Genomic DNA, 23960 nt, shown 5'->3' on the forward strand with positions numbered 1-23960 from the left:
CGGGCGACTCACGGGGCGACTCACTGGGCGACTCACGGGGCGACTCACTGGGCCACCGGCCGGAACCCGGGCCGGTCGGGTGACGCCGAGAGGTCCGGCCGGTCCGGTCGGTCAGCCCCTCGCGCGCGCGGACGGTCCGTCCGCCGGGGGTGGCTGTGCCAGGGGTCCCTGCCGTCGGCTCCGGCCCCTGGGAGCCGCCGTCGGCCGCCGGTTCCGGGGTTTTGCCGGGCCCGTCAATCCTGTTGGCCCTGTTGGCCCTGTTGGCCCTGTCGGCCCTGTCGGCCCTGTTGGTCCTGTTCGTCCTGTTGGTCTGTCCCGCGTCCGTCGCGGGGGCGGGGCGTCCGCCGGTCGGGCGGCGGGGCCGGGAGCGCGCCGGAGGGCGGGGCTCCCGTGTCCAGTCCCCGGTCCGGGGCAGCGTCCAGATCCTCGCCCCGAGGGCTCCCGCCCTGATGGCTCCCGCTCGTACGGCTGCTGTCAAGGTGATCCCGGTCGGGCTGGCCCCTGCCCGGGTGGTCCTTGTCGTCCGAGTGGTCCGTGTCCGCCCGCTACCGGTGTCGGCCCTCACGAGTTCGCTCACAGGCTGCACTGTGCGACGCCGCGCCCACCGGCTCAGCAGGACAAGCCGCACGGCCCCACGATGCCGCCCGATCGGGCGGCGACGGGCGTCCCGGTGGACGCCTCCCCCGCCGTCATCCGTGCCGCCCCGCCTCGCGATGGGCGGAGAACGGACGGGGGCGGTCAGAGGGCGGACCGAGGCCGGTCGGCAGGCGGTCCGGGGCTGCGTGAGGAGGCGGTTCGAGACTGCGTGAGCAGGCGGTCCGGGGCTGTTTCAGTGGGCGGCCGGGGGACCGGCGGGGAGCGCGCAGGGGGGTGTGGAGCGGGCCGGACCGCCGGAACGGGGGCGGGAACGGCCGCGCGCGACCTCGCGCGACCCGTGGTACTTTCTGTCACGGATTGAACTCATAAAGTGACCGCGCCACGGTGGCGGTCACGTAGATGACCCCGGCAGCGCGCCAACGCTCCGGGGTCCGGCACAAGGATGCACCTCCTCATGCGTATTCATCGTAGCCGTCACACGCGCGGTTTCACGGTCCTCCCGAACCTTCTCCTCCAGGACCGCCGCCTGTCCTACACCGCGCGCGGTCTGCTGGTCGATCTCCTCTCCCGGCCCGAGAACTGGTCGGAGGACGGCCGTCACATGGCCGACAGCAGCCCCCAGGGACGTATCGCGGTCGCCAGGGGCCTGCGCGAACTGGCCTCGCTCGGCTACTACTGGGTCAACAAGATCCGTCGCCCGGACGGCACTTTCGTCACCGAGGTACACGTGTACGACGTGCCGCGCTCCGCCCCGGGAGCTGACGTCCCGGGTACCGGTTTCCCGGGTCCCGGTGGACTGAGGGCCGGCGCGCCCGGCGTCCACCCAGTAAAGAACAGCGGGAAAGAACCCTCCCTCCCCGCGCAGCGCTCCGCCTCGGGAGGCGGGAGCGGGAGAGAGCGGGGGAGAGCGCGAGGGGGAGGACGAGGGCGGGGCCCGGGGGCCGGGGACCGAGTGGGGGAGGAGTCGGCGTCGGCTTCGGCTTCGGCTTCGGCTTCGGCGTCGGCATTGGGTTCGGCATTGGTTTCGGGTTCGGCCTCGGCCGCCTCCGCCTCTGTGCCCGTGCCCGGCCCCGTGCTCGCGGCCGTGTCCGCGTCCGCGTCCCCGTCCGTTTCGGACGGTTCCGGGCGAGGGGAGCGTCCCCAGGGGGAGAGGGTGGCGCGGGCGGCGTCCACGCTGTGCAGCGTGGTCCGCGCGGAACCCCGGCTGCGGATCGGTGCGGTCGAGGCCCTGACTCTCGCGCCGCTGGTCAACGAGTGGCTGGAGCGCGGTTACGGCGAACGGGACCTGGCCGCCGCCCTGCTGGGCGGACTCCCCACCCAACTGCACTCGGCGGTCGCCCTGCTGCGCGATCGCCTGACCCGGAAACTCCCGCCCGCGCCCCGGCCGCCGAAACCCGCGTGCGCCCCCGGACCGGGGCCGCTGCGACTCGCCGGACGTCCACGGTGGACGGAGTGCGCGGACTGCGGCCGTCCGGTACGGGAGCGGGGCCGGTGTGCGAGCTGTGCGGCCGTCACCGAGGAGGAACGGGCCGCGAGAGCCCGCGCCACCGACATCGTCACCCGGGGCCGGGCCCTGGTGCGGGCGGCGCTGGAGCAGGGAGCGGTGTCCTTGAAGGGGTGAGGCGCCCCGGGGGGCCCGGGGCTCCGGGCGGTACCCGGGCTCCGAGCCCCGTCCCCGGGCCCCGGACGCCGTCCCCGTCGCGCCGTAGCGCCCTCACGCCGTGGCGCCCTCACGCCGTGGCGCCCTCACACCTCACGTCGTCGCATCGTCACGTTGTCGCGCCGTAGCGCCGTCGCGTCCTCATGCCGGACACCGGCACGTTCAGGCGGCCAGCCGTCCCAGACGAGCGACGGCCTGCCGGAGGATGTCCGGTTTTTTACAGAAGGCGAAACGGACCTGGGTGCGGCCGGGTTCCGGGTCGTCGTAGAAGACGGAGCTGGGGACCGCGACCACTCCGCAACGTTCGGGGAGGGCGCGGCAGAACGCGACGGCGTCCTTCTCGCCGAGGGGTGCCACGTCCGTCGTGACGAAGTAGGTGCCCTGCGGTTCGTGGACCTCGAAGCCCGCCTCGCGCAGCCCGGCGGACAGCAGGTCGCGCTTGGCGCGCAGGTCCTCGCGGAAGTCCGTGAAGTAACTGTCCGGGAGGGCGAGCGCCTCGGCGATCGCGTACTGGAAGGGGCCCGCGCTGACGAAGGTCAGGTACTGCTTCGCCGAGCGCACCGCCGCGACCAGCTCCGGCGAACCCGTGACCCAGCCGACCTTCCAGCCGGTGAACGAGTACGTCTTGCCGCTCGACGAGATGGAGACCGTGCGGTCACGCATTCCGGGAAGCGAGATCAGGGGGCGGTGCTCACCGGCGAAGACGAGATGCTCGTAGACCTCGTCCGTGACGACCAACAGGTCCTTCTCCACCGCCAGTTCGGCGATCGCGGCCAGTTCGGCACCGGTGAGGACCATGCCGGTCGGGTTGTGCGGGCTGTTGAGGAGGAGCAGGCGGGTGCGCGGGGTGACCGCGTCGCGCAGGGCGTCCAGGTCCGGGCGGAAGCCGGGGGCGCGCAGCGTCAGCGGGACCCGGACGCCGCCGGCCATCGCGATGCTCGCCGCGTACGAGTCGTAGTACGGCTCGAAGGCGATGACCTCGTCGCCCGGCTCCACGAGCGCCAGCATCGACGCGGCGATCGCCTCCGTCGCGCCCGCCGTGACCAGGACTTCCGTGTCGGGGTCGAAGTCGAGGCCGTAGAAGCGCTGTTGATGGGCGCTGATCGCCGTGCGCAGCTCCGGGACGCCGGGGCCCGGCGGGTACTGGTTGCCCCTGCCCTCGCGCAGCGCCCGTACCGCCGCCTCCCGCACCTGGGCGGGGCCGTCGGTGTCGGGGAACCCCTGGCCGAGGTTGATGGCGCCGGTACGGGCGGCGAGCGCGGACATCTCCGCGAAGATCGTCGTGCCGAACTCGGCGAGCCGTGGGTTCAGGAGGGGGCGCGCGGACCTCCCGGCGCCCTGGGCTGTGCTGTCCGTGGAGGTCATGGCGCCATCCTGCGCCGAAGCTCTGGACTTCCTCAACTCTGCTTTGGCCCGGAAACGGGATGGGCATCTCCGGAGCACACACGCGGCGGCGCCTTTGGGGAGCCGCCCACGGGGGACAGGATCGGGGGTGTCGCCATGTTCACCAGCTGGGGAGAATCCGGCGCCGTGTTCGTCGTTTTCGCGGTGATCTGCGCGGTGGTGGTCGTCAGCGCCTTGGTGCGAAGGGGCCAGAGCCGGGGCCGGGGCCGGGGCGGTGTCGGCCGCCGTTCGGAATACCACGGTACGGAGGCGAGCTGGTGGGCCGGGGCATGGGGCGACTCCGGCTCCTCGTCCTCCGGGTCCGGTCACTACTCCGGCGGTCACTCGGGTGGGCATTCCGGTGGACACCACTCCTGCGGTGGCGGAGGTTCGCACTCCTCCTGTGGGGGCGGGTCCTCGTGCGGGGGCGGCGGCGGGTGTGGCGGAGGCAGCTGACACGGGGCAGCTGGTCCGTCCGTGCCCCGGCACCCAGGAGCTCGCTCCTCGGGGCCGGGGCACGTTCGTCTGCTGTTCCTACCTTCCTGCCTTCATATGGGCGGCTCACGGGCGGCTAACGGGCGGCGTACGGGCGGCATGCGGGCGGCTTACGGAGGGGTGGGGGCGGTTTGGGTTGAGTCAGGGGCGGGTTGGGTCAAGACGGGCTGGGTGCTGGTGGGAAGGGGTGCGGTGTGCGCCGGTGAAGGTCAGGGGGTGCGCCCGGCGCGCGGAGGTGGTGCGGATGGCGCACGCAACCGAACGCCCATCCGTTTTTCGGGTTTGTTGAACATGTGAACCGTTCGGCCCTCTGGGGGATGGAAAACCCCCAGGAGAAGGGCGAAAAGGCTGTCAGGGCCTCAGAGTTCATGATTCCCTCTAAAACGTCGCCGCTCCTCGAACGTCCCGTCCACGCCCCCGGGTGCGTACCGGGGTGCGAGTCGGCTACTCCCTCACCTCGCCCCGTCCGCACAACGGGCCCCGGGGGCGCGGCCGGTCCCGGATCCCACCGGTCCGTCCCGAGGGCGGAGCCCGCCACCCCTCCTTGCGCGCCTGTGGAGCCGAACCATGCTCACGAAACTGAAAACCACGTACACCGATACGCGCGCGAGTGATCTCGCCTGGGCCCTGGGCCGGGAGCCCCTCCCGGCTCTGGCGACCCTCGACCTCACCCTCGACGACGCGACCCTGCAACTGAGGCTGCTCGGCGCCTCGCACCAGATCCTCATCGAGGACGACCGGGGGAGTTGTTCGGAGACGGTGGCCTGTCTGCCCGGCAGTGGCAACCCGCTGCCCATCGGGGTCGCCGAGCAGGTCGGGCCCTTCGACTACCACTTCGCGGCACACGTCGAGGAGTTGCCCGCCAGCCACTTCGAGGGGCGCGCCCAGGAGCTGATCGCGCTCATCGCGGAACACCCGCACGGGCTGGTCGGGGTCTTCCCCGGCAGTCCCGACGCGTTCACCGCCCTGCTGGCCCAGCGTCGCGACGGCGAGACGCAGTGGCGCACCTGGCACGCCTATCCGCAGGAAGGGCAGCTCGTCGCGACGCGCACCCGGCTGGCGGGGCGAGTGTCGCTCGGGAGGCTGGGGGCCGGTGTCGCCGCAGGGCGAGGGGCGCGCCGACGGCTTCCTCAGTTTCACCCGTGTGGGTGACCGGGGATCGCTTGTTCGTTACGTAGAGTAGTCATCGTGAATGAATCGCGACTCTACGTAACTTCCTCGCTTGCCTTTCTGGCTGTCGTCGCGGCCGCCCTTCCCGTCGTCGTCCGGGCTGTCGGCCTGGCTGTCTTCACGACGGCCTGGGGAGTGCCGGCTCTCTGCGGCTCGGGTTCCGGCTCCGGCTCCGCTTCCGGTTCCGGGTGCCTGTGCGTTGCTCGGCGAGGGCGAGGGCGAGGGCGAGGGCGAGGGCGAGGGCGAGGGCGAGTTCGAGTGCGAGCGCGGGAGCCGACGGGTGCGAGTGCCGGGGCGGGCGGTGTCGGTGGTGGGGGCGGTGGTGGCGGTGGAGATGTGAGGCAACCGTGCATCCGCAGGTGCGGATCGCCGGGTCCTGGGTAGGCTCGGCGGCCATGGAGCATGAGGTGTTCGTCCCGGCCGCACCCGAGTCGCTGCGCCGCGCTCTCGGTGACCGCCCGCTGCTCACCGAGAGCGTCCCCGGCCTCCTGCCGGACCCGGAGGACGGCTCCGCGCCGGTCGCCGGGCGGCTGCGGCTGCGCGTCGCGGCCCATACGGTCACGTACCGGGGGGAGCTGCGGATCGAGCCCCAGGACGACGACTCCTACACACTTCGCGTCGAGGCCGTGGAGGCGCGAGGCGAGGGCTCCGTGAACGCCGTGCTCACGCTCACGCTCGACGCGGTGGAGGGCGGCACGACGGCGGCCTTCGCGGGAACGGGCCGCGTCACGGGCCGGCTCACCGAGTTGGACGAACCAGCCGTGGAATCCGCGCTGCACCGCCTGCTCAACCGGTTCGCGGCCAACCTCGGCCAGGCGGGCCGCTCCCCGCAGGCCCCGCCAGAGGTCCCGGAGGTCTCCGAGGTTCCGGACGGCGTCAGGGGTGCGCGGGGCGTCACGGGGAATGACGGCAAGGGCGGGCAGAGGCGTACGGAGGGGGAGAACGACATGGACGCGGAGAACGGCGCGGGCGGCGCGGAGACAGGACGGGACGCCCCCGGGAGCGCGGACGGGGACGGCCGGTCCGGAGAGAAGGCGGGCACGGACGGTCGGTCTGAGGCCGGAGCTGGAGCCGAAGCCGCATCCGGAGCGGGCCCGGACGGTCGGGCCGAGGCTGAAGCGGGTGTGGCGGCGGACGCGGGCGAGGACGCGGGGCCGGAGGCGGGGCCCGGCTCGGAGTCGGCTGCCCAGGCAGAGCAGGCAGAGCAGGCAGAGCAGGCAGAGCAGGCAGAGCAGGCAGAGCAGGCAGAGCAGGCCGATGCGAAGGCCCACGAAGGTGACGACGCCCAGGCCGACGGCGCCCACCACGCCGATGAGGATCGCGTAGGCGAGCGGGACGCCGAGGACGCCGAGGGCGCGGGGAACGCGGAGGACGCGGGGAACGGGGAGGACGACGTCGTGCAAATCTCGGTCTTCGAGACCGAGGTGCCGCCGTCCTCGCTCGGGCCCGAGGACGTGGACGACGTGGACGAGGAGGTGGAACGTGTCGTCCGGGAGGCGGAGGCCGTCGGGGACGTGGAGCCTCCGGCCGAGGCCGCGCACGCGCGTCGGACGATGATCGGTCGCAGCGCCGAGGAGGTCGACCACGCGCCGCCCAGGGGCCGGTACGCGCCGGTCGCGATGGCCTCGGCCTCCTCGGCCGCCGACACCCTGCGCTGGGCCGCGCCGGCCGCCGCGCTCGTCGTGGCCTCCGCGATCGTCGCTGGCCGCGCGCTGAGGCGTCGCCGCTGAGTCGCCGCAGCTGAGTCGCCGCCGAAGGGACGGCCGACGGGCCGGCTCCCCGGTTCGCCGAGCCGGTCCCGCCGATTCCGCGGGCCGCCGGAGATCTTCGGGCTGCCGGAATCCCCTGGATCTTGGCAGGGGCCGGTGCGGGTGGCTCGACGTAAGGTCACCCCGTGAGCACCGAACAAGAGACGACGCTGACCGTCCGAAACTCGTCCGTCACCGTGCGCCCGGACCTCGGCGCCCGGCTGAGCAGTCTCGTCGTCGGCGGGCTGGAACTGCTGCGCTCCGGCGATCGCTACGGCTCGTTCCCGATGGCCCCCTGGTGCGGCCGGACCAGGGACGGACGTTTCGTGAACGGTGGCGTCGCCCATCAGCTGCCGCGCAACGACGGCCCCCACGCGATCCACGGCACCGTGCGCGGTCACGCGTGGAACGCCGCGCGCACCGGTGAGGCCGAGCCCGGCACCGCGACCGCCTCCTTCACGTACGACTTGGTCGAGCCGTGGCCCTACCCGGGACGCGTCACCCAGAGCTTCGAGCTGACCGAGGACTCCCTCACGCAGCACATGGGCATCGAGACGTACGGCGACTCGTTCCCCGCGCAGGTCGGCTGGCACCCCTGGTTCCGGCGCAATCTCGGCAACGGGGGCGAGGACGTGCGGATCGAGTTCCGGCCCGGCTGGCAGGAGGAGCGCGGCGCCGACCACCTGCCCACCGGCAAGCGCATCGACCCGCTGCCCGGCCCCCGGGACGACTGCTTCGGGATGCCCGACGGGGTCACCGTCCTGCTGACCTGGCCGGGGGAGCTGGAGCTGACCGTCAAGAGCCGGGAGAAGTGGGTCGTGGTCTACGACGAGCCCGAGGACTACGTGTGCGTCGAACCGCAGAGCGGACCGCCCAACGGCCTCAACACCCACCCCCGCCTCGTGACCCCGATCGACCCGCTGGAAGCGAGCACCACGTGGAGCTGGCGCCTGCTCTGACGGCTCCGCTCGGCCGCGCCTGACCGCTCGCGCCTGACCGGTACGGGCGCGCCGCTCGGGCCCCGCCTGCCCGGCGGGCGCGAGGGTGAGGCGAGAGTGGGCTTGGCCCAGGTGCAGGTGCAGGTGCAGGTGCAGGTGCAGGTGCAGGTGCGGGCGCCTGCCCTGTACGTGGGCCAGGTGCAGGTGCCCGCACTCGCCCACTCGTGTCGCCACTCGTGTCGCCGCCCTTCTGCGCTGCCCATCCGTGTCGCCGCCCCTCCGCGCTGCCCACCTGTAGCGCCGCTCGTCCCGCGCCGTCCTCCCGCCTTCGCGCTGGACAGGCGGCGCCCGCGCTGGACAGGCGGCGCCCGCGCTGGACAGGCGGCGCCCGCGCTGGACAGGCGGCGCCCGCGCTGGACAGGCGGCGCCCGCGCCGGACGGGGGCGCTGTGGCCGCTTAAGCTCGTGGCCATGACTGACGCACGTTCCGAGCTGCTCCAGCAGATCAAGGACAAGGCCGTGGTGCACGGCAAGGTGACCCTCTCCTCCGGGCTGGAGGCCGACTACTACGTCGACCTGCGCCGGATCACCCTCGACGGTGAGGCCGCACCCCTGGTCGGGCAGGTGATGCTGGATCTGGTCGAGGACCTGGAGTTCGACGCGGTCGGCGGGCTGACCCTGGGGGCCGACCCGGTCGCCACCTCGATGCTGCACGCCGCCGCCGCGCGCGGGAGGCGTCTCGACGCCTTCGTGGTCCGCAAGGCCGCCAAGGCCCACGGGATGCAGCGTCGCGTCGAGGGCCCCGACATCAAGGGCCGCCGGGTCGTCGTGGTCGAGGACACCTCCACGACCGGGGGCTCCCCGCTGACCGCCGTTGAGGCCGTACGGGAGGCGGGCGCGCACGTCGTCGCCGTCGCCACGATCGTCGACCGGGACACCGGTGCGGGGGACAAGATCTCCGGGGAGGCCGGAGTCCCGTACGTCTACGCCTACGCGCTGAGCGAACTGGGCCTCTGACCCCCGCTGATCCCCCGAGGGCCGACCAGGGCACCCGAGCGCCCGCGCCGGGGCCTCGTCCGCGCCGGGGCCTCGTCCGCGCCGGGCGGCGCTGGCATCCGACCTGAGCGGGTCCCCGTACTGAAGCCTCGACGGCCTCCGCGTTGAAAGCCCGGCGGCCTCCGGACTGAGCCTCGGCGGCCCCGGACCGGCCTTCGGAGTGGCCTTCAGACCGGTCCCCGGAGCGGTTTTCAGATCGGTCCCCGGAGCGGCCTTCGGACCGGGGCCCCGGTCTGGCCTCCCTACCGGGCCTCCCGGCTGGCTTCCGTACCGGGCCCCGGTGGCCTCCACGGGGCCCCAGCGGTGTCCGTACGCAATGGCCGACTGGACGCCGGGCTGAGCCTCTCACCGTGGCTCGCGACGCTCGTCGCCATGTTTCACGTGAAACATCGTCGGCCGGACCGTCCCGGCCCGGCCGACTGAGCCATCCCGCCCCCGACCTGCGATGTTTCACGTGAAACCGTCACCGGTCGTCTCAGCCCCGGCCCTCCGCACTGGAGCGAGTCGGCAAGTCTGGAAAGATGGGACCGGCCGACACCGCCGTCGCCATCAGGTCAGGGTCATCGCACGTCTTCGCAGCACACCCGCACATCACAAGGAGCGGACACATGCCCATCGCAACCCCCGAGGTCTACAACGAGATGCTCGACCGGGCGAAGGCAGGCAAGTTCGCCTACCCGGCCATCAACGTGACCTCCTCGCAGACCCTGCACGCCGCCCTGCGCGGCTTCGCTGAGGCCGAGAGCGACGGCATCATCCAGATCTCCACCGGTGGCGCCGAGTTCCTGGGCGGCCAGTACAACAAGGACATGGTCACCGGCGCCGTGGCCCTCGCGGAGTTCGCGCACGTCGTGGCCGCCAAGTACCCGGTGACCGTCGCGCTGCACACCGACCACTGCCCCAAGGACAAGCTGGACGGCTATGTCCGCCCGCTGCTCGACATCTCGGAGGCCCGCGTCAAGGCCGGCGAGAACCCGCTGTTCCAGTCCCACATGTGGGACGGTTCCGCCGAGACCCTGAGCGACAACCTCACGATCGCCGAGGAGCTGCTGGCGAAGGCCAAGGCCGCCAAGATCGTCCTGGAGGTCGAGATCACCCCGACCGGTGGCGAGGAGGACGGGGTCTCGCACGAGATCAACGACAACCTCTACACCACGGTGGACGACGCGATCCGTACCGCCGAGGCGCTGGGCCTGGGTGAGAAGGGCCGCTACCTGCTCGCCGCCTCCTTCGGCAACGTGCACGGCGTCTACAAGCCGGGCAACGTCGTGCTCCGCCCCGACCTGCTCAAGGAGCTGAGCGACGGCGTCGCCGCCAAGTTCGGCAAGGCCAGCCCCTTCGACTTCGTCTTCCACGGCGGCTCCGGCTCGACGGCCGAGGAGATCGCGACCGCGCTGGAGAACGGCGTCGTGAAGATGAACCTCGACACCGACACCCAGTACGCGTTCACGCGGCCCGTCGTGGACCACGTGTTCCGCAACTACGACGGTGTGCTGAAGGTCGACGGCGAGGTCGGCAACAAGAAGACCTACGACCCCCGCACCTGGGGCAAGCTGGCCGAGGGCGGCATGGCCGCGCGCGTCACCGAGGCATGCGCCAACCTCCGTTCGACCGGCACCCGCCTGAAGTAACTCAGTCGGCACCCGCCTGAAGCAGCTCGGCCGGTACCCGACTGAAGTAACTCGATCGGCACCTGTCTGAGGTGACTCGGCCGGTACCCGCCTGAGGGAAGCCGTACGCCGGTGGTGTGTGGGTGTGCGTCCGGGCGTCGCGTCTCGCGCGGCCCCGGGGCACTCTCCTGGCCCCTTCGGTCCCACCGGGCCCCCGCTCTCCCCCGTGGACGCGACAGCGTCCTCGTACCGGAGTGGGGGCCCGGCCCCGTTCGCGGTCCGGGCCAGGCAGACTGGAACCCATGGCCATTCACGAGAACCTGCTCGGGGGAGTCCCCCCGACCCACCTGCCCGAAGAGATCGAGCCGCGCGAGCTGCTGGCCTCGGGCAGCCCCGCCTCCGAGGTCGCCGCGAAGTACCCCAAGTCCTCCCTGGCCTGGGCCCTGCTCGCGGACGACGCCTTCGAGGCGGGCAACACCGTCGAGTCGTACGCCTACGCCCGCACCGGCTACCACCGCGGTCTCGACATGCTGCGCCGCAACGGCTGGAAGGGCCACGGTCCGGTGCCGTGGGAGCACGAGCCGAACCGCGGCTTCCTGCGTGCGCTGCACGGACTCGCCCGCGCCGCCCAGGCCATCGGCGAGAAGGACGAGTACGAGCGGTGCACCGAGTTCCTGCGTGACTCCTCCCCGACGGCCGCCCAGACGCTGGGCTGAGCCGGCGGTTCCTTCGTCACGGGTCCTCCCGCCTTGCCGTCCCCCTCGGGTGCGACGGAGGATGCGGGTGGGCCCGTTCGCGTGTGTGAGGGGCCCGAGGGGACCGGAGCCCCCTGTTCTCCCGCACGGGTGTGCCGCACGGGAACGGCAGGGGCGGACCGCTACCCGGCAGCACGTCTCCAGGAGACACCGATGTCGCACGACCCTGTCGCCCGCCCGCACCACCCCGCCACCGACGCGGACCCGCAGAGGGGAACCCCGGCCGACCCGGAGGCCCCGGCGAACCTGTCGGCCCCGGCGAGCCCGTCGGGCCCGGCGAGCCCGTCGGACCCGGCCACCTCGGCGGAGCCGGAGGACCCGTCGGACCCGGCGGACCCGTCGGACCCGAATCTCGACTTCGCGGGCAGCACGCCGTACGAGGACTACGTCCACGCCGACGTCCTCACCCACCTCCAGCACCAGCTCTCCGACGACCCCGGGGAAATGGTCTTCCTGGTCACGACCCAGGTCATGGAGCTGTGGTTCACCGTCCTCGTCCACGAGTGGGAGACCGCCGCGCGGGCCCTGCGGGAGGACGACCTGACGACCGCGCTCGACGCCCTCAAGCGTTCCGTGCGGGAGCTGGAGGCGCTGAACGCCTCGTGGACGCCGCTCGCGGGACTGACCCCGGCGCAGTTCAACTCGTACCGCTCGGCGCTCGGTGAGGGGTCCGGTTTCCAGTCCGCGATGTACCGGCGGCTGGAGTTCCTGCTCGGGGACAAGTCCGCGTCGATGCTCGTCCCGCACCGGGGCACCCCGCGTGCGCACGGCGAGTTGCGGAAGGCGCTGCACGAACCGAGCGTGTACGACGAGACGCTGCGGTTCCTGGCCCGCCGGGGCCACCCGGTGCCGCCCTCGGTGCTGGACCGGGACCTCAGCACCCGCCACGAGCCTTCCCCCGAGGTCGAGCGCGTGTGGGCCGACATCTACGCGGGTGACCAGCGGGGCGAGGAGGTCCGGCTCGGCGAGGCGCTCACGGACGTCGCCGAACTGGTGTGGCGATGGCGCAACGACCACTTGGTCGCGACCCGCCGCGCGATGGGCTCCAAGGTCGGTACGGGGGGCTCCGCCGGGGTGGCCTGGCTGGAGAAGCGCGCCTCCCACAACGTGTTCCCCGAACTCTGGACGGCCCGTAGCCATGTCTGAGAACCCGAACCACCGCACGCCCCCGCGTCCCGGGACCCCGGCCCCCGCGCAAGCCCCGGACCCCGCCCAAGCCCCGGCTCCCTCGGGGGCCCCGTCCACTCCGGCCGACCCGCTCGCCCCCTCGGCCGGCGGGAGTCAGGAGACCGCCCCGCCCACGCCCCAGAGCCCGGATTCCGGCACCCCCTGGGCGCGGGACGAGGCCGCTCCGCTGCCGCGGTCCTCCTCCGCGGCGGGCACGGCGGGCGCGGTGGGCGCCGTGGTCGAGGCGGGGCTGGGCGAGATCGCGCGCCGGCTGGACGCCAAGGACCCGTTGCGGCACTGCCGGGACCGGTTCGTCCTCGACCCGTCCGTCGTCTACCTCGACGGGAACTCGCTGGGCCTGCTGCCGAAGGCCGTACCGGAACGGCTGCACGAGGTCGTGACCCGTGAATGGGGCGGGCTCGGCATCCGTTCGTGGACGGAGTCGGGCTGGTGGACGGCGCCTGAGCGGGTCGGCGAGCTGATCGCCCCGCTCGTCGGGGCGGGACCCGGGCAGGTCGTCGTGGGCGACTCGACGAGCGTCAACCTCTTCAAGGCGCTCGTCGCGGCCGTACGTCTGGCGGGCCCCGGACGCGACGAGGTGCTCGTGGACGCCTCGACCTTCCCCACCGACGGCTACCTCGCGCGGGCGGCCACCCGGCTGACCGGTCATCGGCTCGTGCCGGTGCTGCCCGCCGAGGTGCCGGGGGCGCTGAGCGGGCGGACGGCGGCGGTCCTGCTCAACCACGTCGACTACCGCACCGGCCGGCTGCACGACCTGCCGGGGCTGACGGCGGCGGTCCACGAGGCGGGCGCGTACGCCGTGTGGGACCTGTGCCACAGCGCGGGCGCCCTGCCCGTGGGGCTCGACGCGCACGGGGTCGACCTCGCGGTCGGCTGCACGTACAAGTTCCTCAACGGGGGACCGGGCGCGCCGGCCTTCCTGTACGTGCGCGCCGAGCACCAGCCGCGCTTCGACTCGCCGCTGCCGGGCTGGAACTCGCACGCCGAACCCTTCGGGATGCGCGACGAGTACACCCCGGCGAAGGGCGCGACGGCGGGCCGTGTCGGCACCCCCGACATCCTGTCGCTGCTCGCCCTGGAGGCGGCCCTCGGCGTGTGGGAGGGCGTGGACGTGGAGGCCGTACGGGCCAAGTCGCTCGCGCTCACCGACTTCTTCCTGGAGTGTGTCGACCGGCAGGTGCCCGCGGGCCGTCTGGAGGCGGTGACCCCGGCGGCGCACGAGGAGCGGGGCAGCCAGATCGCGCTGCGCTGTGCCGACGCGGGAGCGGTCATGCCCCGGCTGATCGAGCGCGGGGTCGTCGGGGACTTCCGGCCCCCGGACGTCCTGCGCTTCGGTTTCACCCCGCTCTACCTCGGCTTCGAGGAGACGGAACGCGCGGCCCGCGTCCTGGCCGACACGGTGCGCGGCGACTGAGCGGAGCCGAGGCCGGCCCGGTAGGGGCGGACGGCGGTGGTCCCGGCGCGGCAGCCGCGGCCACCGCCGTTCTGCCGCCGCCCTGCCGCTGTCCTCCCATGTCACACGCCTGATAGCGTCCCGCCATCCGCACCCGCCGTGCGTGCGCGCGGACTTGCCGGACGACTCCGGGCGACTCCGGACGAGTCCGGCGAACTCCCCAACCAGACACCGGAACTCACAAGCCGTCAGGCGCGCACGAGCACCGGGGGCGCACGCACCGGGGGCACACGCACCGGGTGCGCACGCACCAGGGACAGCACGCACCAGGGACCTACGGAGCTGGAGAATGCCGGACGACGCCGACGAAGCGCACGAGGCCGCGCAGCGCGAGGCCGCCGAAGCCGAATCGCTCTTCGCGCACCCGGACCGCGCGCCGGACGCGACGGCCTCGTACGGCGAACACCCGGATCAGGTCGTGGACTTCTGGGCGCCGCACGACGGGCGGAGCGGGAGCCCGCTGGTCGTGGTCCTGCACGGCGGGGCCTGGCGGCAGCGTTACGACCGCCGGCACCTGACGCCGTTCGCGGACTTCCTGGCCCGGCAGGGCCTCGCGGTGGCCCTCGTCGAGTACCGCAGGGGCCCCGGACTGCCCGAGCAGGGCCGGCCGCCCAGGGCGGGCCGCTGGCCGGAGACCTTCGACGACGTGGCCGCCGCGATCGACGCGCTGCCCGAACTGGCCCGCCGCGCCCTGCCGACGGCCGATCCGTCCCGCACGGTGCTCACCGGTCATTCGGCGGGCGGTCACCTGGCGCTGTGGGCCGCGGCCCGCCACGTCCTGCCCGCCGACGCCCCCTGGTACCGGGCGGCCGCGTCCCCGTTGCGCGGGGTCGTGGCGCTCGCCCCGCTCGCCGATCTCGCCCTGGCCCGCGAGGGCAAGGTGTGCGAGGGGGCGGCCGAACAGTTCCTCGGCGGCCCCGGACCGTTCGGGGAACGGCTCCCGTACGCCGACCCGGTGGCGCTGCTGCCGACGGGCATCGCCACGACCCTCGTCCACGGCCGGGAGGACCGTGAGGTGCCGCCCGGGATCGCCGACTCCTTCGCGGAGGCCGCTGCCGCGGCCGGCGAACTGGTCGGCGTCACCCTGCTGGAGGGCGTAGGCCACTTCCCGCTCGTGGACCCGGCGGCGGACGCCTGCGCCGTCGTCGCGGAGGAGATCGCCCAGCTCGCCTGGTGATCGCCCAACCCGCCCGCCCGCCTGGCAAGCGGGAAGCGTGCCCCCTCGCACCGGTGACCCGGCCGGGACCTGGGAGCAGCCCCGGACGGGAAGCCTCTCGGTACGGCCCGCCCACCTGACCGCCCCGGCGGGAAGGCCCGCATCGGCTGTACGTCGCCCGCCGTCGCTGTCGTCCGCCGTCGCCCGCCTCCGCTGTCGTCCGCCGTCGCCCGCCCCGCCGCCGTCGTCCCCCGGCGTAGCCCCGTCGTACTTCCGGTGGACGGCGTGGGGGCGGTGGAATCCGCTTTGCTGGGGACGCCCCGGGGGTGTCGTTGCGCCTACGGTTCTGGCATGACAGAGACGGTGACTTCGACCTCAGGCCCCGGGCGGCCGGAGCCGGCCACGGAGCGGCACCTGCTCGTCGGCGCGCTGCGGACCCTCCGGGCCGACCTCGTCACCGGGGCGTTCGCGTTCCGGCCGGTGCCGACGGCGGACACGGAGCGGGGAGGGTGGCTGCTGCTTCCGCGGCCGGCGCGTTCGGCGGCGCGCCGGCTGCCGCAGGCCACCATGCTGTTCGTGGCGTTGTGCGTCGCGCTGACCGCGTACGTCGACGAGGGCAGTGGCGCGTTCCTGGCGGGGATCGGCGTGCTGGTCACGGCCTTCTCGCTGTTCCGGCCGGTGGGCGCGTGGTGGATCTCCCTGGTGTGCTGCCTGGCGCCCGCCGCTTTCGGCGGGTCGTCCTACGGGCTCGGCGCGCACTGCCTGGTGATGGCGGTGGTGGCGTTCCAGTCGCGCCCCCGGGTCGCCTTCGAGGTGTGGTTCCTGAGTCTCCTCGTCGGGCTGTGGGGCTCTCCCGTGTCCACGGGGATGGACGGCACGGTGGCGGCGTTCTTCGTGCTGACGGCGCTCCTCCTGATCGCCATTGTGGCGCTGCGCGGCTGGCAGCGGGCTCGTGGCGAGGTCGCGGTGAAGGAGGCGGAGGTCGCCGTCAAGGAGGAGGTGACGCTCGTCGAGCGTTCGCGCCGCACGCTGCTGGAGGAACGTACGACGATCGCGCGGGAGTTGCACGACGTGGTCGCGCACCACATGTCGGTCGTCGCGATCCAGGCGGAGGCCGCGCCCTACCGGGTGGAGCAGGCGCCGCCGGAGCTGGAGGCGGCGTTCGTGACGATCCGGGAGAACGCGGTCGCGGCCCTCACCGAACTGCGCCGGGTCCTGGGCGTCGTACGCTCCGAGGACTACGAGGTGCCGGACGCGCCGCAGCCGACGCTCGCCGCGCTCGACGGCCTGCTCGCGAACGTCGCGGAGGCCGGGGTGCGGGCGGAGAAGGTGGTGACCGGGGCGGTGCGGGAGTTCCCGCAGGGGGTCGAGCTGTCGGCGTACCGGATCGTCCAGGAGGCGCTGAGCAACGCGCTGCGGCACGCGCCGGGCGCCCCCGCGCGCGTAGAACTCTCCTACGTGCTCGGCGGCCTGGGCCTGCGGGTCGTCAACGGCGCCCCCACGCAGGAGCCGAGGCCCTCGGCCGGGGCCGGGCACGGGCTGACCGGGATGCGGGAGCGGGTCGCGATGCTCGACGGGGTGATCACGACCGGGCCGACCGGGGACGGCGGTTTCGAGGTGTCGGTGTTCCTCCCGTCCGCCCCGGAGGAGAAACCGGAGGCGCCCTTTGAGGACGCCCCGGCGGCCCCCGGCACCAAGACCTCGTCCCCGTCCCCGCCCCTGTCCCTGCCCGCGTCGCCCTATGCCTCCGCCTCCTCCTCCGCCGGCGCGCCCCGTACCTCCCTCGTCAAGAGCCCCGGCCGGTCTGGACGTCCCGCCGCCGAAGGCGGTACGGCATGACCATCCGCGTACTGATCGCCGACGACCAGATGATGGTCCGCGAGGGCTTCTCGGTGCTGCTCAACGCGATGCCCGGCATCGAGGTCGCCGGGGAGGCCGTGGACGGGCGCGAGGCCGTCGACGCGACGGTGCGGCTGCGGCCCGACGTCGTGCTCATGGACATCCGCATGCCGAACCTCAACGGGATCGAGGCGACCCGCGAGATCGTCGCCTCGGACTGCGGGGCGCGGGTGCTCGTCCTGACCACCTTCGACCTCGACGAGTACGTGTACCAGGCGCTGCGCGCGGGCGCCTCCGGCTTCCTGCTCAAGGACGCCTCCGCGCGTCAGCTCGCCGAGGGCGTGCGGATCGTGGCGGGCGGCGAGGCGCTGCTCGCGCCGAGCGTGACCCGGCGGCTGATCACGGAGTTCGCGAAGGCCGCCGACCTGCCCGCGCGCCCCGCCGCGTACCGGGGCGGGGCGTACGGGGAGCTGACCGAACGGGAGACGGAGGTGCTGATCCTGGTCGCGCAGGGGCTGTCGAACCAGGAGATCGCCGAGCGCCTGGTGGTCGCCGAGTCGACGGTCAAGACGCACGTCAGCCGGGTGCTCGTGAAGCTGGGCCTGCGCGACCGGACGCAGGCCGCCGTGTTCGCGTACGAGGCGCGGCTGGTCACTCCGGGATAGCCGGCCCCGGGCGGCCCCGCGCGGATCCGGGGACGGCTCCGGGGACAGCACCGACGGCCCGGTTTCCCCAGGGGGCAAGGCCGGTCACGGCAGCATGAGCGTCCACGCCGCCTTGCGGACCGCCCAGGTGCGGTGCCGGACGGGGCCGGAGGTCAGGGTGTCGGCGCGGTAGTGGAAGTCGGGCCCGGAGACGGTGACGCGGCGGGCGCGGGTCGTCAGCACGGCCGCCGCCCGGGGCCCCGCGCCGCCCCACGGGCCGGTGCCCGCGCCGCCCCGCGGCTCCGTGCCGGCGGTGGTGCCCGGCCGGTGGATCTCGATGTCGGCGAGGCCCGCGACCGAGGGCGTGATCGTCACCGCGTCGACGGGTGTGTCCAGGTCGGTGAGGATCTTTCCGTCGGCCTCGACGCGCAGCCGGTAGGGACCGGTCTCGGGCCCGTGCCCCGGGTGGTGCCCGCTCGCGGCGGGCCGCGCCGCGAGGGTGCGGACGAGGGACTGGCAGGTGCGCAGCCAGTGCGCGGTGTGCGCGTGCCCGGTCTCCCTGGGGGGCGCGGGGACCGTGAGCCGGCCGAGGACCACGCCGTCGCTGTCGTCGACCAGCAGGTCACGGGCGCTGGGGGAGCCGTCCAGGACGGCGCGGGCCGCCGTCACGGTCGAGGTGGGGACGCCGAGGGCGTGCGCGAGGTCCAGGGCCCCGCCCCCGACCGGCACGAGGGAGACCACGCAGGAGCCCAGCGTACGGTCCCGGTGCAGGACGGACACCGCCCGCAGCAGCGCCCGGTCGTCGCCCACCACGACGGGCTGCCGGGCGCCCCGGCGGTGCAGGGCGTGCGCGAACTCCTCGGGCCCCTCGGGCAGACACACCTTGGTGTGCGCGCCCGCGCCCAGGACGTCCCGGGCGATCCGTACGGACTCGCCGTCCACGCGCCGGGCGGCGGGATCGACGAGGACCAGCAGCGAGGGCGCTCCGCACGCGGCGGGCTCTGGAGCCGACACCTCTGTCCTTCCTCGGGTACAGTCTTTGTGCAAGAGCCCCTTGCGCTATTGCGCCAGGGGCTTCGTCTATTCCGGGGCACCGGTCCGACGGCTCGCGGCCGAAGACGGTCGACGGCGAACGTGCGCGTTACCTGCGGGCGGACGCCGGGATAACGGTGTACGTCGTAGCCACGTACGCCCCGACCTTGGACATGCCCCGCCCGGAAGGGGTGTACGCCTGTGCCCGCACTTGTGCTGCTCGGTGCTCAGTGGGGTGACGAGGGCAAGGGGAAGGCCACCGACCTGCTCGGTGGCTCGGTGGATTACGTGGTGCGCTACCAAGGGGGCAACAACGCGGGTCACACCGTCGTTGTCGGCGACCAGAAGTACGCGCTGCATCTCCTCCCCTCCGGCATTCTGTCGCCCGGCTGTGTGCCGGTCATCGGCAACGGTGTCGTCGTCGACCCGGCGGTCCTGCTCTCCGAGCTGAGCGGGCTGAACGAGCGAGGCGTCGACACGTCCAAGCTCCTGATCAGCGGAAACGCGCACCTGATCACCTCGTACAACGTGACGGTGGACAAGGTCTCGGAACGTTTCCTCGGCAAGCGGAAGATCGGCACGACGGGGCGCGGCATCGGCCCGACCTACGCCGACAAGATCAACCGCACCGGTATCCGCGTCCAGGACCTGTACGACGAGTCGATCCTGCTGCAGAAGGTGGAGGCGGCGCTGGACATAAAGAACCAGATGCTCGTCAAGCTCTTCAACCGGCGCGCGATCGAGGCCGAGCAGATCGTCGAGGAGCTGCTGAGCTACGCCGACCAGATCAAGCCCTACGTCGCGGACACCTCGCTGGTCCTCAACCAGGCCCTCGACCAGGGCAAGGTCGTCCTGATGGAGGGCGGCCAGGGCACGCTCCTGGACGTGGACCACGGCACGTACCCCTTCGTCACCTCGTCGAACCCGACCGCCGGCGGCGCCTCCACCGGCTCCGGCATCGGCCCGACGAAGATCAGCCGCGTCATCGGCATCCTCAAGGCGTACACCACGCGCGTGGGCGCCGGGCCGTTCCCGACGGAACTGCTCGACGAGGACGGTGAGGCGCTGCGCCGCATCGGCGGGGAGCGCGGCGTCACCACCGGCCGCGACCGGCGCTGCGGCTGGTTCGACGCACCGATCGCCCGCTACGCCACCCGCGTCAACGGCCTGACCGACTTCTTCCTGACCAAGCTCGACGTCCTGACCGGCTGGGAGCGCATCCCGGTGTGCGTGGCCTACGACATCGACGGCAGGCGCGTCGAGGAGCTGCCGTACAGCCAGACCGACTTCCACCACGCGAAGCCGGTGTACGAGTACCTGCCGGGCTGGTCCGAGGACATCACCAAGGCCAAGACCTTCGACGACCTCCCGAAGAACGCGCGGGACTACGTGAAGGCCCTGGAGGACATGTCCGGCGCCCCGATCTCCGCGATCGGCGTGGGTCCGGGCCGCACGGAGACCATCCAGGTCAACTCGTTCCTCTGAGGCGTCCGAGACGTCATGAACGGCGGGGTGGGCGGGGCACGGGGCCCGCTCACCCCGCTGCCACAGGCGCGCGGACAGGCGGGTGCCGGTGTGACTAGTCTGTCCGCCATGAAGGAGACGGGATGCTGCTGAGGTTTCGCGTGGCCAATGCGCGGTCCCTGCGCGAGGAGCAGGAGCTGTCCTTCGTCGTGCCGGACGAGGCGGGGGAGGCCGAGCGGGCCGCCGCTCGTGAGCTGTCCCTCTCGGACGGGAAGACGCTGCCGGTCTTCACCGTCCTCGGCGTCTTCGGCGCCAACGCCTCCGGCAAGTCCAACGTCATCGCCGCGCTGCAAGCCATGCGGTACGCGGTGCTGCGTTCTTACGCCGAGTGGACCTCCTTCGACGGCATTCCCCGTGACGTCTTCGCGCTCGACGCGAAGGCGCGGGGCGAGACGACGCTCTACGAGGCGGACTTCGTTCTGGGCGACGGTGTTCGCTGGACGTACGGTTTCGAGCTGGGCGCCCGCCGGGTCGAGGCCGAGCGGCTGTACGCGTATCCGAAGGGCCGCCGTCAGACCTGATTCGAGCGGGACGCGTCGGCCCCGACGCCCTTCGACTTCCCCGGGGGGCACCTCCACGACCGCACGCGCCTCGCCCGCACGACACGTCCCGACGCTCTGCTGCTGACCCGTGCCGCGAACGACGGGCACGAGCAACTCACGCCGGTCTACGACTGGTTCAAGGACAACCTGTGGGACGTCACCCCGGAGACCGAACGGTCCCAGCGCGAGGCGTTCACCGCGATGCGGTTGCTGGAGAGCGAGGCGTCCCGGCAGCGGATCGAGGAACTGCTGCGGGTGGCTGATCTGGGTATCGCCCGCGTCGAGGTCGAGCGTGAACCAGATGGCCGCCCCGTCGTCCGCCTCGTCCACTCCGGCGGCGCGGCGGAGGCGGTGCTGGACTGGACGGCGGAGTCCTGGGGGACCCGTTCCTGGTTCGCGCTGATCGGGCCACTGCTGCTTGCCCTGGACATGGGCTCGGTCCTGCTGGTCGACGAGCTCGACGCGAGCCTGCATCCCCGGTTCGCCGCAGAGGTGGTCCGTCTCTTCCAGACACCGTGGGTCAACCCGAAGGGGGCGCAACTGGTGTTCACCGCCCACGACCCCTCACTGCTGCGCACGCCGGGCGGCAGCCGGCTTCTGGAACCGGGCCAGATCTGGCTGACGGAGAAGGACGAACGAGGGGCCACGAACCTTGCCTCGGTCGCCGACTGGGAGCCCACGGAGACGGAGGACCTCATGATCTCGTACCTGGCGGGGACCTTCGGCGGGGTGCCGAAGGTCTCGGAGGGGCAGGTCGGGCGGCGGCTGCTGCGAGCGGACGAGACGGCACGGATGGAGGCGGAAGAAGTCTGATGGCGAGGTCCAGGGGCGGGGACGACATCAAGCGGAAGAAGGGCCGGGGTCCGGCGAGTCGCTTGCGTCAGGTGTACATCTTCGCCGAGGGCGAGGTGAGCGAGCTGGAGTACATCGACATCGTCATGAAGAGCGGTACCCCGCTCAGGCAGGACGAACGCGTCAATCACCACTTCGAGAACGCCAACGACCCCACCAAGTCCCGCAAGCCGCTGCCCTTGGTGAAGAAGGCCGGCTTGCGTGCCGGTGGGTTCAGGAAAATGGTCCTACGTCGTGCCGGTGAGAAAAGTATGGGATCGGCCTCTTCCAGAAAGCTGGAAAGGGGTCCGTAATCTCACCTGAAAGCCGGTCGGCGCTAAAAGCGGCTCCATCCTGGGCCTTGCTGCGACGAGGCACAGGCGGTTTTAGTCCCATTTGCTGCGGTAGGAAACCCCGAAGGTGCGGCGGATGTGAGGATGGAAGTGGATCGGCGCCTCCACGGTGACACCGCGGGTGGAGGAGTTCTATGCGCGCCTGTCGGCCCGGTGGTCTTTCAGGGGAGTTCTGGCGGCGTTGCGGGGCTGGGCTCTCCGCTGGTTCGATCAGGCGTGTTCCGGACGCTCTCGGAGGCCCGTCACCGTGTCGCGCGCGAGTCCCATCCATGTGGGCAGGATGGACAAATGGTGTTCACAACGGTGCTTCTGGAAATGTGGCTGCCCCCTCGAAGAGGTATGCGTAGCACTCTTGCAAGTAGTTGTACAGCTCCTCCTCTGTTTCGAAGTCCGTGTCGGTTGTGCGGGCCCAATCGGGGAGGCGCATAGAGCGTTGGTCGATGAGTGCGCGAAATGACCGGCGAAGGGCGGTCAGGCGTTCTGCGGGCATCCGGTTCAGCCCCGGGCGCAAGTGGTCCAGTCTGTCCACGACCTCGGCGGAGAAGGCGCCACCGAGAAAAGTGCGAAGATCAGGATCGATGTCGGACATGGAGATGCAGACTCCTTTTAGGCGGGCAGTGGGACGGTTCGAGTCAGGGATGCCGTCCTGGTGCGGGATTGGGGTACAGAGTGACGTGTCGATGCCCCGTCGTCTCGGTACGGAAAATTGCCTTTACGGAACCCCCTCGGAAGTCCACTGCTTGGTAATTAAGGTCCCCCGTCGCAGTTGTGGGGTGCACCGGATCCACGAAGTAGCCGACGTTCCTGTCCCCGTCCGAGGGGGGAACCACCACAGGTTCCTCGGGGGCGACTCAATCAGGCAGAGGAATTCCTTCGGCCTCGATGATCTCCATGGCCCGTTCGACGGCGATCTCCGGAGCCGTGTAATCCAATGCGGCGATGTGCTCAAGGAACTCGCTCGGCGGCGAGACGTGGTGGTAGTGGACGTAATCTGACCACGCGAGGTGCCAGACCCATTCCCCGTCCGTCATGATGCCGACGCGTACTTGCATGTTCACGGAGTCGGAAAAAGGGTCCTGCATCGTGCCCGGCGAAAAAAGCAAGGGCTCGGCCTCCTCCAGAAAGCTGGACAGCCGACCGATAATCTCCCCCGAAAGGCCGTCGGTGCTGAACTCGGCTTCCTGTTGGGCTTCGCCGACTCGATGAGGCACAGGCAGCTTGGGCATGTATTAGCTCCCTCCATTGGGATGGAAGATGTCGAAGTCGCCGCGGATGCTGGGATGGATGCCGCTCCCGGCGGAATTGAACGGGGCTACGGCGGTCCTTCCGTGCGGCCAGACCCATAGAAAGTCGTTGGGGGCCTCCACTGTGACGCCGAGGGCATTGGACAGGTTCTGTGCGAACCCGTCAGCCTTCATACCGGTCTGGCAGGAGAGGAGCCTGACGGGCTCTCCGTTCCAACCGTGCGCGCGCATCAGGGATGCAATCTCGCGATGGTCGAAATGGTGCCAGTTCTCACCCAGATGAGCGGCCCCCTCTTTGATCTGGTATCCCACCGATGTGGGTGACCCGTGAATCCCGATATCGAATTTCCCAGTGCTCTTGATGCGGTTCATGCTTTTGAGGAGAGTGTCTCCTGGGCGGAACACGAGCATACCCGGGCGGCCGTCCTTGAAGGGAGTGACCTTGAATGACAAGGGGCTCTTGCCTCGGGAGGCCAGCCCCTTGACGACGGTGGCGACGCTGGCCGATCCGTCGCGGATTCCACCGGCCAGCCCTTTGAGCCCGCCGCCGATGCCTTTGAGTGCCCCGCTGCCCAGCGCCCGGAGTCCGCCCGCTTTCCAGAGTTTGCCGAGTTTGGCGAGGCTGGTGAAGCCTTTGGTGGCGGGGATGCAGTCGAGGGCGGCCCAGATGAGGTCGCTCCAGCCGGCTTCGCCGTTGATGACTTTTCGTATCGTGTCCGCCATGACGACGAGGGCGGCGGCGA

21 protein-coding genes and 1 pseudogene are annotated in these 23960 nt (G+C 71.9%); 17 read left to right on the plus strand and 5 right to left on the minus strand.

The features are described from left to right. Positions 1–1780: 1780 nt before the first annotated feature. Positions 1781–2218, plus strand: a complete 438-nt coding sequence (locus ACFYMP_RS31480; protein WP_388864000.1) for a hypothetical protein — start codon at positions 1781–1783, stop codon at positions 2216–2218. A 201-nt stretch (positions 2219–2419) separates the two neighbouring features. Here ACFYMP_RS31480 and ACFYMP_RS31485 read toward each other — a convergent pair whose 3' ends face one another. After that, positions 2420–3622 carry a pyridoxal phosphate-dependent aminotransferase gene (locus tag ACFYMP_RS31485; protein ID WP_388864002.1) on the minus strand — a complete coding sequence of 401 codons (1203 nt, stop codon included), beginning with the start codon at positions 3620–3622 and terminating at the stop codon, positions 2420–2422. A 1080-nt stretch (positions 3623–4702) separates the two neighbouring features. Here ACFYMP_RS31485 and ACFYMP_RS31490 point away from each other — a divergent pair. From ACFYMP_RS31490 to ACFYMP_RS31545, 12 genes are all read left to right on the plus strand, one after another. Further along, positions 4703–5287, plus strand: a complete 585-nt coding sequence (locus ACFYMP_RS31490; RefSeq protein WP_388864004.1) for a DUF2617 family protein — start codon at positions 4703–4705, stop codon at positions 5285–5287. A gap of 217 nt (positions 5288–5504) precedes the next feature. After that, positions 5505–5645 carry a hypothetical protein gene (locus ACFYMP_RS31495; RefSeq protein WP_388864006.1) on the plus strand — a complete coding sequence of 47 codons (141 nt, stop codon included), beginning with the start codon at positions 5505–5507 and terminating at the stop codon, positions 5643–5645. Positions 5646–5700: 55 nt separating this feature from the next. Continuing rightward, positions 5701–7035: a hypothetical protein gene (locus ACFYMP_RS31500; protein WP_388864008.1), complete on the plus strand. Its 1335-nt coding sequence runs from the start codon at positions 5701–5703 to the stop codon at positions 7033–7035. A gap of 164 nt (positions 7036–7199) precedes the next feature. After that, complete coding sequence (locus tag ACFYMP_RS31505) at positions 7200–8012, plus strand: aldose 1-epimerase (protein ID WP_388864010.1); 813 nt, start codon at positions 7200–7202, stop codon at positions 8010–8012. A gap of 449 nt (positions 8013–8461) precedes the next feature. Next, positions 8462–9007 carry an orotate phosphoribosyltransferase gene (pyrE, locus tag ACFYMP_RS31510; RefSeq protein ID WP_388864012.1) on the plus strand — a complete coding sequence of 182 codons (546 nt, stop codon included), beginning with the start codon at positions 8462–8464 and terminating at the stop codon, positions 9005–9007. Between the two features lie 647 nt (positions 9008–9654). Continuing rightward, a complete protein-coding gene (gene fbaA / locus ACFYMP_RS31515; protein ID WP_388864014.1) occupies positions 9655–10677 on the plus strand; it encodes a class II fructose-bisphosphate aldolase in 1023 nt (340 codons plus the stop codon). A 281-nt stretch (positions 10678–10958) separates the two neighbouring features. Next, on the plus strand, positions 10959–11372 hold the full coding sequence (locus ACFYMP_RS31520) for a DUF3151 domain-containing protein (protein ID WP_388864016.1): 414 nt from the start codon (positions 10959–10961) through the stop codon (positions 11370–11372). A gap of 192 nt (positions 11373–11564) precedes the next feature. After that, positions 11565–12557, plus strand: coding sequence for a tryptophan 2,3-dioxygenase family protein (locus tag ACFYMP_RS31525; RefSeq protein ID WP_388864018.1), 993 nt, complete (start codon positions 11565–11567; stop codon positions 12555–12557). Further along, entirely contained in the window at positions 12550–14013 is a 1464-nt protein-coding gene (kynU, locus tag ACFYMP_RS31530) for a kynureninase (RefSeq protein ID WP_388864020.1), read from the plus strand. Before ACFYMP_RS31525 ends, kynU begins: the two co-directional genes overlap by 8 nt. A gap of 328 nt (positions 14014–14341) precedes the next feature. Then, entirely contained in the window at positions 14342–15229 is an 888-nt protein-coding gene (locus ACFYMP_RS31535) for an alpha/beta hydrolase (RefSeq protein WP_388864022.1), read from the plus strand. 330 nt (positions 15230–15559) lie between these two features. Then, entirely contained in the window at positions 15560–17047 is a 1488-nt protein-coding gene (locus ACFYMP_RS31540; RefSeq protein ID WP_388864024.1) for a sensor histidine kinase, read from the plus strand. Beyond that, complete coding sequence (locus ACFYMP_RS31545) at positions 17044–17712, plus strand: response regulator (RefSeq protein WP_388864026.1); 669 nt, start codon at positions 17044–17046, stop codon at positions 17710–17712. Before ACFYMP_RS31540 ends, ACFYMP_RS31545 begins: the two co-directional genes overlap by 4 nt. An 84-nt stretch (positions 17713–17796) precedes the next feature. Here ACFYMP_RS31545 and ACFYMP_RS31550 read toward each other — a convergent pair whose 3' ends face one another. After that, the gene (locus ACFYMP_RS31550) at positions 17797–18705 is read right to left on the minus strand and encodes a diacylglycerol kinase (protein WP_388864028.1); all 909 of its coding nucleotides are present in this window, start codon (positions 18703–18705) and stop codon (positions 17797–17799) included. A 219-nt stretch (positions 18706–18924) separates the two neighbouring features. Between ACFYMP_RS31550 and ACFYMP_RS31555 the strand changes: the two genes are divergently transcribed. The 4 genes from ACFYMP_RS31555 (at position 18925) to ACFYMP_RS31570 (ending at position 21934) form a co-directional block, all read left to right on the plus strand. Then, positions 18925–20208 carry an adenylosuccinate synthase gene (locus ACFYMP_RS31555; RefSeq protein ID WP_388864030.1) on the plus strand — a complete coding sequence of 428 codons (1284 nt, stop codon included), beginning with the start codon at positions 18925–18927 and terminating at the stop codon, positions 20206–20208. Positions 20209–20330: 122 nt separating this feature from the next. Beyond that, positions 20331–20768, plus strand: a complete 438-nt coding sequence (locus ACFYMP_RS31560; protein ID WP_388864032.1) for an ATP/GTP-binding protein — start codon at positions 20331–20333, stop codon at positions 20766–20768. Between the two features lie 168 nt (positions 20769–20936). Then, a complete protein-coding gene (locus ACFYMP_RS31565) occupies positions 20937–21602 on the plus strand; it encodes an ATP/GTP-binding protein (protein ID WP_388864040.1) in 666 nt (221 codons plus the stop codon). Next, positions 21602–21934, plus strand: coding sequence for a hypothetical protein (locus ACFYMP_RS31570; protein WP_388864034.1), 333 nt, complete (start codon positions 21602–21604; stop codon positions 21932–21934). Before ACFYMP_RS31565 ends, ACFYMP_RS31570 begins: the two co-directional genes overlap by 1 nt. A 334-nt stretch (positions 21935–22268) precedes the next feature. Here ACFYMP_RS31570 and ACFYMP_RS31575 read toward each other — a convergent pair whose 3' ends face one another. The 3 genes and pseudogenes from ACFYMP_RS31575 to ACFYMP_RS31585 all read right to left on the minus strand — a co-directional run. Then, entirely contained in the window at positions 22269–22562 is a 294-nt protein-coding gene (locus ACFYMP_RS31575; protein WP_388864036.1) for a hypothetical protein, read from the minus strand. 262 nt (positions 22563–22824) lie between these two features. Beyond that, positions 22825–23199: a hypothetical protein gene (locus ACFYMP_RS31580; RefSeq protein WP_388864038.1), complete on the minus strand. Its 375-nt coding sequence runs from the start codon at positions 23197–23199 to the stop codon at positions 22825–22827. Between the two features lie 3 nt (positions 23200–23202). Next, a pseudogene (locus tag ACFYMP_RS31585) lies at positions 23203–23960 on the minus strand (hypothetical protein); the annotation flags it as partial.

Source organism: Streptomyces sp. NPDC007088 (assembly GCF_042869355.1).
In the GTDB taxonomy this organism is placed as follows: Bacteria; Actinomycetota; Actinomycetes; order Streptomycetales; family Streptomycetaceae; genus Streptomyces.

Bases quoted from the DNA above. Each gene is read 5' to 3' on its own strand.
- ACFYMP_RS31485 (WP_388864002.1), bottom strand. From the start codon at position 3,622: ATGACCTCCACGGACAGCACAGCCCAGGGCGCCGGGAGGTCCGCGCGC.
- ACFYMP_RS31490 (WP_388864004.1), top strand. From the start codon at position 4,703: ATGCTCACGAAACTGAAAACCACGTACACCGATACGCGCGCGAGTGAT.
- ACFYMP_RS31500 (WP_388864008.1), top strand. From the start codon at position 5,701: ATGGAGCATGAGGTGTTCGTCCCGGCCGCACCCGAGTCGCTGCGCCGC.
- pyrE (WP_388864012.1), top strand. From the start codon at position 8,462: ATGACTGACGCACGTTCCGAGCTGCTCCAGCAGATCAAGGACAAGGCC.
- fbaA (WP_388864014.1), top strand. From the start codon at position 9,655: ATGCCCATCGCAACCCCCGAGGTCTACAACGAGATGCTCGACCGGGCG.
- ACFYMP_RS31520 (WP_388864016.1), top strand. From the start codon at position 10,959: ATGGCCATTCACGAGAACCTGCTCGGGGGAGTCCCCCCGACCCACCTG.
- ACFYMP_RS31525 (WP_388864018.1), top strand. From the start codon at position 11,565: ATGTCGCACGACCCTGTCGCCCGCCCGCACCACCCCGCCACCGACGCG.
- kynU (WP_388864020.1), top strand. From the start codon at position 12,550: ATGTCTGAGAACCCGAACCACCGCACGCCCCCGCGTCCCGGGACCCCG.
- ACFYMP_RS31535 (WP_388864022.1), top strand. From the start codon at position 14,342: ATGCCGGACGACGCCGACGAAGCGCACGAGGCCGCGCAGCGCGAGGCC.
- ACFYMP_RS31540 (WP_388864024.1), top strand. From the start codon at position 15,560: ATGACAGAGACGGTGACTTCGACCTCAGGCCCCGGGCGGCCGGAGCCG.
- ACFYMP_RS31545 (WP_388864026.1), top strand. From the start codon at position 17,044: ATGACCATCCGCGTACTGATCGCCGACGACCAGATGATGGTCCGCGAG.
- ACFYMP_RS31560 (WP_388864032.1), top strand. From the start codon at position 20,331: ATGCTGCTGAGGTTTCGCGTGGCCAATGCGCGGTCCCTGCGCGAGGAG.
- ACFYMP_RS31570 (WP_388864034.1), top strand. From the start codon at position 21,602: ATGGCGAGGTCCAGGGGCGGGGACGACATCAAGCGGAAGAAGGGCCGG.
- ACFYMP_RS31575 (WP_388864036.1), bottom strand. From the start codon at position 22,562: ATGTCCGACATCGATCCTGATCTTCGCACTTTTCTCGGTGGCGCCTTC.
- ACFYMP_RS31580 (WP_388864038.1), bottom strand. From the start codon at position 23,199: ATGCCCAAGCTGCCTGTGCCTCATCGAGTCGGCGAAGCCCAACAGGAA.